7 protein-coding genes are annotated in these 6,417 nt (G+C 61.1%); 1 reads left to right on the forward strand and 6 read right to left on the reverse strand.

The features are described from left to right. A complete protein-coding gene (locus BMI90_RS16885; protein ID WP_018001713.1) occupies window positions 1-513 on the reverse strand; it encodes a L,D-transpeptidase family protein in 513 nt (170 codons plus the stop codon). Window positions 514-576: 63 nt separating this feature from the next. Continuing rightward, complete coding sequence (locus BMI90_RS16890) at window positions 577-2,931, reverse strand: cation-translocating P-type ATPase (RefSeq protein WP_078530651.1); 2,355 nt, start codon at window positions 2,929-2,931, stop codon at window positions 577-579. A gap of 183 nt (window positions 2,932-3,114) precedes the next feature. On the opposite strand from BMI90_RS16890, the gene BMI90_RS16895 reads away from it, so the two are divergent. Continuing rightward, entirely contained in the window at window positions 3,115-3,399 is a 285-nt protein-coding gene (locus BMI90_RS16895; RefSeq protein ID WP_043772563.1) for a hypothetical protein, read from the forward strand. Window positions 3,400-3,446: 47 nt separating this feature from the next. Here BMI90_RS16895 and BMI90_RS16900 read toward each other — a convergent pair whose 3' ends face one another. From BMI90_RS16900 to BMI90_RS16915, 4 genes are all read right to left on the reverse strand, one after another. Next, window positions 3,447-4,109 (reverse strand): L,D-transpeptidase, encoded by a 663-nt coding sequence (locus BMI90_RS16900; RefSeq protein ID WP_009503854.1) that lies wholly within the window; start codon window positions 4,107-4,109, stop codon window positions 3,447-3,449. A 291-nt stretch (window positions 4,110-4,400) separates the two neighbouring features. Beyond that, on the reverse strand, window positions 4,401-4,922 hold the full coding sequence (locus tag BMI90_RS16905) for a cytochrome c (RefSeq protein WP_138919430.1): 522 nt from the start codon (window positions 4,920-4,922) through the stop codon (window positions 4,401-4,403). After that, window positions 4,915-5,409 carry a DUF411 domain-containing protein gene (locus BMI90_RS16910; RefSeq protein WP_043772565.1) on the reverse strand — a complete coding sequence of 165 codons (495 nt, stop codon included), beginning with the start codon at window positions 5,407-5,409 and terminating at the stop codon, window positions 4,915-4,917. Before BMI90_RS16910 ends, BMI90_RS16905 begins: the two co-directional genes overlap by 8 nt. Then, window positions 5,409-6,338: an exo-alpha-sialidase gene (locus BMI90_RS16915; RefSeq protein WP_233128156.1), complete on the reverse strand. Its 930-nt coding sequence runs from the start codon at window positions 6,336-6,338 to the stop codon at window positions 5,409-5,411. The genes BMI90_RS16910 and BMI90_RS16915 overlap by 1 nt, the downstream gene beginning before the upstream one ends. Window positions 6,339-6,417: the final 79 nt, after the last annotated feature.

A 6,417-nucleotide genomic window follows, 5' to 3' on the forward strand; every position in this document is an offset into this window, starting at 1 on the left:
TCATGCAAAGATGTGGATAGGTGTCCCGTCCTTCACCATTGCATAGATGTCCTCGATCTCCCGATCCGTGACCGCGATGCAGCCAGCTGTCCAGTCGCGGACATTTGTCGGGTCGATGCCGGGGCGTGGGCCACCATGGATGAAGATGTCGCCGCCGGGGGAAAGGCCCTGCGCTTCGGCAAAGGCGATGTCGGCCTCGTTCGGATAAGAGATGCCAATCGAAAGATGGTAGGTGCTGTTGGGGTTTCGCCTGTCGATTGTGTAAACTCCTTCCGGAGTCCGGCCATCCCCCTCGAATTGTTTGTGACCCTCAGGAGCGAAACCCAGCCCGACCGGATAGGTTTGCAAGACGCGATCGGCTCCGTCGAGAACAAGCAAGCGCTGTCCCTTGTAAAGCCGAACACGGGTGACTTCGGGTCCGTCATAGCTGCGGAACTTGCTGGCACACCCGGACAGAAACGCTACCAGCCCGCCCAACAGGACGGCGCGGCGGGGAAATCGGATGGTTTTCACTGCTCGATGCCTCTTTCGTGAGGTCTGTTATGGACATTACGTTACCTTGCAAATGCTGCGTGATCAATGTCCGTGGGCAAGCGCGGCCTTTGCCATCTGTGGGCCAACCTGCTCACCGCCGGACGGCGGCGCCTTGGCCTCTTGGCTGTTCAGCAGGCGCAGGGCATTGGCCACCACCAGCAATGACACTCCTACGTCGGCTGCAATCGCGCCCCACATCGATGCCAGTCCGAACGCGGTAGCGACAACGAAAACGCCCTTGGTCGCCAAGGAAATACCGATGTTCTGATGAATGATCGACATTGTCCGGCGCGAATGACCGATCAGCCAAGGCACCTTGCCGAGATCGTCGGTCATCAGGGCTATATCCGCCGTCTCGATTGCCGCGTCCGAACCAACGGCACCCATTGCGATGGCGTAATGCGCGCGCGCCATGGCCGGGGCGTCGTTGACCCCGTCGCCGATCATGGCCACCATGTCATGCGTTTCGACCAGTTCTTCGATGGCAGTCACCTTGTCTTCGGGCAGAAGCTCGGCACGGACCTCGTCGATGCCGACCTCGGCTGCAACAGCGCGCGCTGTCCGCTCGTTATCACCGGTCAGCATGACGATGGTCTTCACACCCTGCGCGTGAAGCTGCGCCACGATGCCTTTGGCATCCGGGCGGATACGGTCGCGCAATTCCAAGATGCCGGTGACACCGGTGTCGTCGCCCACGGCAACAAGGGTGCTGCCAGCCCCTTCGATGCGGTCGCGCAAATCCTTCGGAATGGCGTCGCCGAAACCCTTCTCCTCGGCAAACCGGTCCGACCCCAGCCAGATCGACCGGCCGTCTGTGCGTCCTTCAAGTCCCCTGCCCGGAACGGTTCGGGTATCTTCCGCGGCGGATACCTTGATGCCGTCGGCTTCTGCCCGCGCAAGAATGGCGCGCGCCAAGGGATGCGAGGAACGTGCCTCCAGCCCAGCGGCGAGGGTCATCAGATCTTGCGCCGATGCTTTGCCCAGCGGATGCACCGCCGCCACCTCGGGCTCGCCCATGGTGATCGTGCCGGTCTTGTCCATGGCCAGTGCAGTGGTCTTGCCCGGTGCCTCAACATATGCACCGCCCTTGATCAGCACCCCGGCCCGCGCTGAGGCGGTGAGTGCAGCGACGATGGAGACCGGTGTCGAGATGACCAGAGCGCATGGGCAAGCGATCACCAGCAGCACGAGTGCATTGTAGAACCAATAATCCCAGGCCCCCCCGAAAATGAGCGGCGGCAGCAGGGCAATTGCAATGGCGAGAGCCATGACGATAGGCGTATAGATGCGGGCGAATTTCGCCACCCACTGCTCCACCGGCGCGCGGCGGGCATGGGCGTCGCCGACCATGCGGATAATCTTGGCCAACACGGTGTCCGAGGCGGCCTTCGTGGCGCGCACCGTCAGTGTGCCTTCGCCGTTGATCGTACCGGCATAGACTTCGTCGCCCCGTTCCTTTGGGACCAGCGCACTCTCTCCGGTGATCGGCGCCTGATCGACGGCCCCTGCCCCATCGACAACCTCACCATCCAATGGGATGCGGTCTCCGCCGCGCACGATGAAACGTGCGTTGATAGCAACCGCAGAAGCCGGAACGTCCGCTTCCGAGCCGTCATCATGAAGAACTCTTGCCGTCGGCGGCGCGAGGTCGAGCAGAGCTGAAACCGCATTCCTCGCACGCCCGACGCTCCAGCTTTCGAGGTAGAGCGAGAGCGAAAAGAAGAACGCGACTGTCGCCGCCTCGAAAAATTCGCCAAGCCCGATGGCACCGGCCACGGCGACCACCATGAGCAGGTTCATGTCGGGCGACAGCCGCCGAGCGGACGACCATGCCTTGGGTGCCACGAGCCAGACACCGAACAGGATCGCAACCGCGAACAGCCCTGCCTCGACCAGTGGCATCGGCGCTTCGCCGTGACCCGCGAAGAGGCCGAGCGCCCCGCCCATGCCGGTCTCGATGATGTGCCACAGAAATCCTGCGGCCCAGAAGCCTCCACTGAGCGCCGTAAACAGCCGCTGTCTTGCAAGATGGGCCGCCTGGTCGACCGACGCGTTCTCGGCATCCCAAGGCTTGGCGGTCATGCCGGTGCTTGCGACCAGTTCTGCAATTTCGCCGTCCGATACACTCTTGGCGCTGTCGAGAATAGTCATCCGTCCATTGATCACGTCGAACGCGAGATGCTCGGCCCCGCCGATCTTCGGGCCGACCACCTTGTTCAGGATTGCTACCTCCTCGGCGCAATCGAGGCCGGACACCTGAAAACTGCGCCCGCACGCTGGCGCGGGGATCGCCGGAACGATGTCGCCGCACGTTCCGGCGCTCCCGCAGCAGCTGCCGCCGCTTGTCTGGGCATCTTCGGCGTGATCGTGGTCGTGACGATGGGTGTCGGACGGCATGAATGGACCTCTGGATTCGGGTGCTTTACCATGACATAGCCCCTACAGTAGCTAGAGCTTCAAGAGCAAAATACGGTGGTATTTCAGTTTGTTTTATTGCTAGAGGATGCGGCGACCGGCTCCATCACGCCTTGAGGCATGAAAAGCCGATGCAAAGAAAAAACAGACACGAAAGGAAGCTTGATGCGGGTTTTGATGCTGAAGCAAAAAATAATGTTTGCAGTGGCGCTGTCGCTTACGGCCGGGTGCGCAATCCAGCCGACTGGATCGGGCGACTCGGCAGACCAGCCGGGCAACGTTCCCGAAGCTGTGATTGCAATGGCTGCCCCGGATCAGGATGTTGCAACCGCGCGCTTGGTGCCGGAAGACGGGTGCTACTGGTACGAACACAGCGGCCCCGTTGAAACGACCTTGTTGCCGCTGCGCACGGTGAACGGCAATCCGATCTGCGTCGCGCGGGAAGCGTGACGACGACCCGCACGTCACATCATTTCGCTCAAAGCTAATTACCTCATTCAACTTCTCGCGGTAACACTGTCCTCAGCCGAATAAAGATGTGCTGTCGATCCAATCTCGACGTTCGGATAGAGCTCGTTGATGTGTGCCATAACCATCCGCACGCAACCCGAACTCGCGCGACCGCCGATGCTTCTCGGATAGGGTGTGCCGTGTATCCGAAGATAGGTGTCGCGATCTCCGACATAGAGATAGAGCGCCCGCGATCCCAAGGCGTTTTGAGGGCCGGGTTCCATCCCGTCGGCCCATCTTGCGTTTTCAGGATCCCGCTCGATCATGTTCTGTGTCGGCGTCCAGTGCGGCCACCTGACCTTGCGCTTGATGTTATAAACACCTGGCTCGTAGAGGTTGCCCCGCGCGATCGCCACGCCGTAGCGCATCGCGGTTCCACCCTCCTCAATGTGGTAGAGATATCGCGCAACCGCATCGACATGGATGTCTCCTGGCACGAGGCCGTCCTTCGCGTCCACACGCTGAGGCAAGAAACGTGGGTGTAGTCCCCAAGGGTTTGACGTGGCCGGATCGAAGCCGGGCGGGCTGACTTGCGCGTCCCATTCAGCCTTCTGCGCTTCGGTGGGCCAGCTATCGGCAAACACAGGGTTGGCCACAGTCGCCGAAAAGAGCGCTGTTGTCGTTTGAATGAAGTGTCGTCTTGTCAGCATTTCGTACCCTTTCGGTTCCCGCCGACGATTGATGGCAAGAACGGTATATGTTCTCCTTGAATAGATAGGACTTCTAGTGGCTAGAGGTTCAAGGGCAAATTTTCGTGAACGCATGCACGCGACCCTGGTAGCACATGCTTGCCTTGCGGGCGGGTTAACGGCCAACCAGGTCAGGTCCGAATTAGCGTGGTAAAGCGGGAGTCAGGGGGCGGAGTAGGACAGATTTGCCGAATTGGTCCCCCGGTGGATCGGTTTTGGTCGAAAGATACTATCCTGACACCCTGTCGATCTTCACCCGCCCGTGTCATTGGCCGAAACTTCGGCTTGGAACTCACGTTGTCGCTCAGGCCAGGTGCTCTTGATGTAGACGAGGATAGCCGCGATCTCTGCGTCTGTCAGATCCTCTCCGAAGGCCGGCATGTCGCTCTCGTATCCCGGCACGACGGCCCCGACCCCGCCTTTAGTGATCTGAAAAAGCATGCGGTCTGAATGGTGCCAAGTGTGGCCTGAGTCATCATGCGGCGGGGCCGGCATTCTTCCTGTGTCAAGACGGCGACGCCAATCGGGCTGACCCTCGAGGCTGGCACCATGGCAACTGGCGCAGTTGTCCGCATAAAGCTGTTGCCCTGCCATGACCTGGGATGCAAGCACGGGCTCTCCCAAAAACGTCAGTCCCTCGACACGCGGGTCAACCGGTTCCGATTGGGCCAGCACCACAACGCCGGTGGTCGCGAGCGCGGACACTAGGGCAGCGAGGTGCACTGACCGCCTGACCGTACACTTCGCCGATCGATCTTTCGGCCCCTTATTCATCGGCATAGATTGAGATTCCTTCCGGGCCAAAGGCGTAGGTCCTGAGCGTGCCTGACTTGACCGCAGCCATGCCCGGTGCGTTCGCGGGCATTCCCGGCAAGGTGATACCCGTTATCGCCGGACGGGTTTCCAGCAGCCGCTCGATGATGTCGACGGGGACGAGACCGCTGACATAGTAGCCGTCGATCTCGGCCAAGTGGCAGCCGATGCCCTGGGCGGGCACACCGACTTCGACCGAGCGTTTGTCGAAGTCGCGGTCATCCACACGCGTTACGGTAAAGCCGTGTTCTTCGAGATAATCCCCATAGGCATCACAGCAGCCGCAGCCCGGATCGCGCCAGATGGTGATCTGCCTTTCGCTGCCCGCCAGACCGGGCGCCACATCGCCGGTCGCTTGCGCCCAGGCCGATGTGGTCAGGCCCACCATTCCGACAATGCCGCTGCCAATCAGACCAAGCGCGTTTCTTCTCTGCATCATTTTCTCCATCATCGTTCTCCTGTTTCGATCCAGGTTGCGCCGCCGTCACGGCTGATTTTCAAGATGCCGCCCAACAGGGCAGCGATGTAGGTCTCGTCTCTTGGATGAACCGCAACAGCGGTCGCAGCTTTGCTCGCCCGCTTTTGCCAGATGACTCCGCCGTCCTGCGATGCCCAGAGGCCCGAACGCAGCGCGGCATACATCACTTCCGGCGCCGAGGGGGCACTGGCCAGCGACAGGATCGGTTCACCTCCTGGCAATGGCGCTTCGGACGGTGGGGCTTCACCCGCAACCAATGCGTCCATCGCATTGCCTGGCTGCACGTCCTGCCAGCGACAAAAGCAATCGGGCACCCGCGTTAGGCCAACCTCGGTGCCCGCATAGATCCAGATCCCGCCCATGCCGGTCTCAAGCTCGACCGAAGCCAGAGAAAGAAGTTCCCGCTCTGCGTCGTCGAGCCAGGGGCGGTCCATGGCGAGCGACCAGGTTGCACCGGCGTCTTCGCTCTTCCACAACCCGTCGCCGCGAAGCGAGGCATAGATCATGTCCGGGTTCCGCGAGGCGATAGCAACGGCAGTGATTTCTCCGTCAGGCAGCCTAGCTTCAAAGATACGCCACGAAGCGCCCCCGTCTTCGGAAATGCTGACACCGCCCTCGGCCAACCCCGCAACCACACGGCCGGGCCGGTCGCGATGGGTCGCCAGCGACAGCACGTTCCCCAGTGTCTCTGCCGCGGTCCAAGTCTGGCCGGCATCGTCACTGACGAACAACCCTCGATCTGCCAGCAGGATGGTATCACCATCAAAGGCCAGAGCCGCTGGATCACCATCGACTGCAGCCTGCACAAGCCTTGGCAACACCGTGGCTAAGCCGCTACCGAGGACGGCAGCAAGAACCTTGCGCCGGTTTGGCCGACATCCAATCTCAATCGATTTCAATCTGCTTGCTCCTCTGCTCATGCGACGCGGATCACGCCCATTGTCGCGTTGCCGTTAAATCCGAGACGCGGCGCGTTTG

This window comes from Thioclava sp. L04-15 (genome assembly GCF_002020275.1).
GTDB lineage: Bacteria > Pseudomonadota > Alphaproteobacteria > Rhodobacterales > Rhodobacteraceae > Thioclava > Thioclava marina.

Bases quoted from the DNA above. Each gene is read 5' to 3' on its own strand.
- BMI90_RS16900 (WP_009503854.1), bottom strand. From the start codon at position 4,109: ATGCTGACAAGACGACACTTCATTCAAACGACAACAGCGCTCTTTTCG.
- BMI90_RS16895 (WP_043772563.1), top strand. From the start codon at position 3,115: ATGCGGGTTTTGATGCTGAAGCAAAAAATAATGTTTGCAGTGGCGCTG.
- BMI90_RS16905 (WP_138919430.1), bottom strand. From the start codon at position 4,922: ATGAATAAGGGGCCGAAAGATCGATCGGCGAAGTGTACGGTCAGGCGG.
- BMI90_RS16890 (WP_078530651.1), bottom strand. From the start codon at position 2,931: ATGCCGTCCGACACCCATCGTCACGACCACGATCACGCCGAAGATGCC.
- BMI90_RS16910 (WP_043772565.1), bottom strand. From the start codon at position 5,409: ATGGAGAAAATGATGCAGAGAAGAAACGCGCTTGGTCTGATTGGCAGC.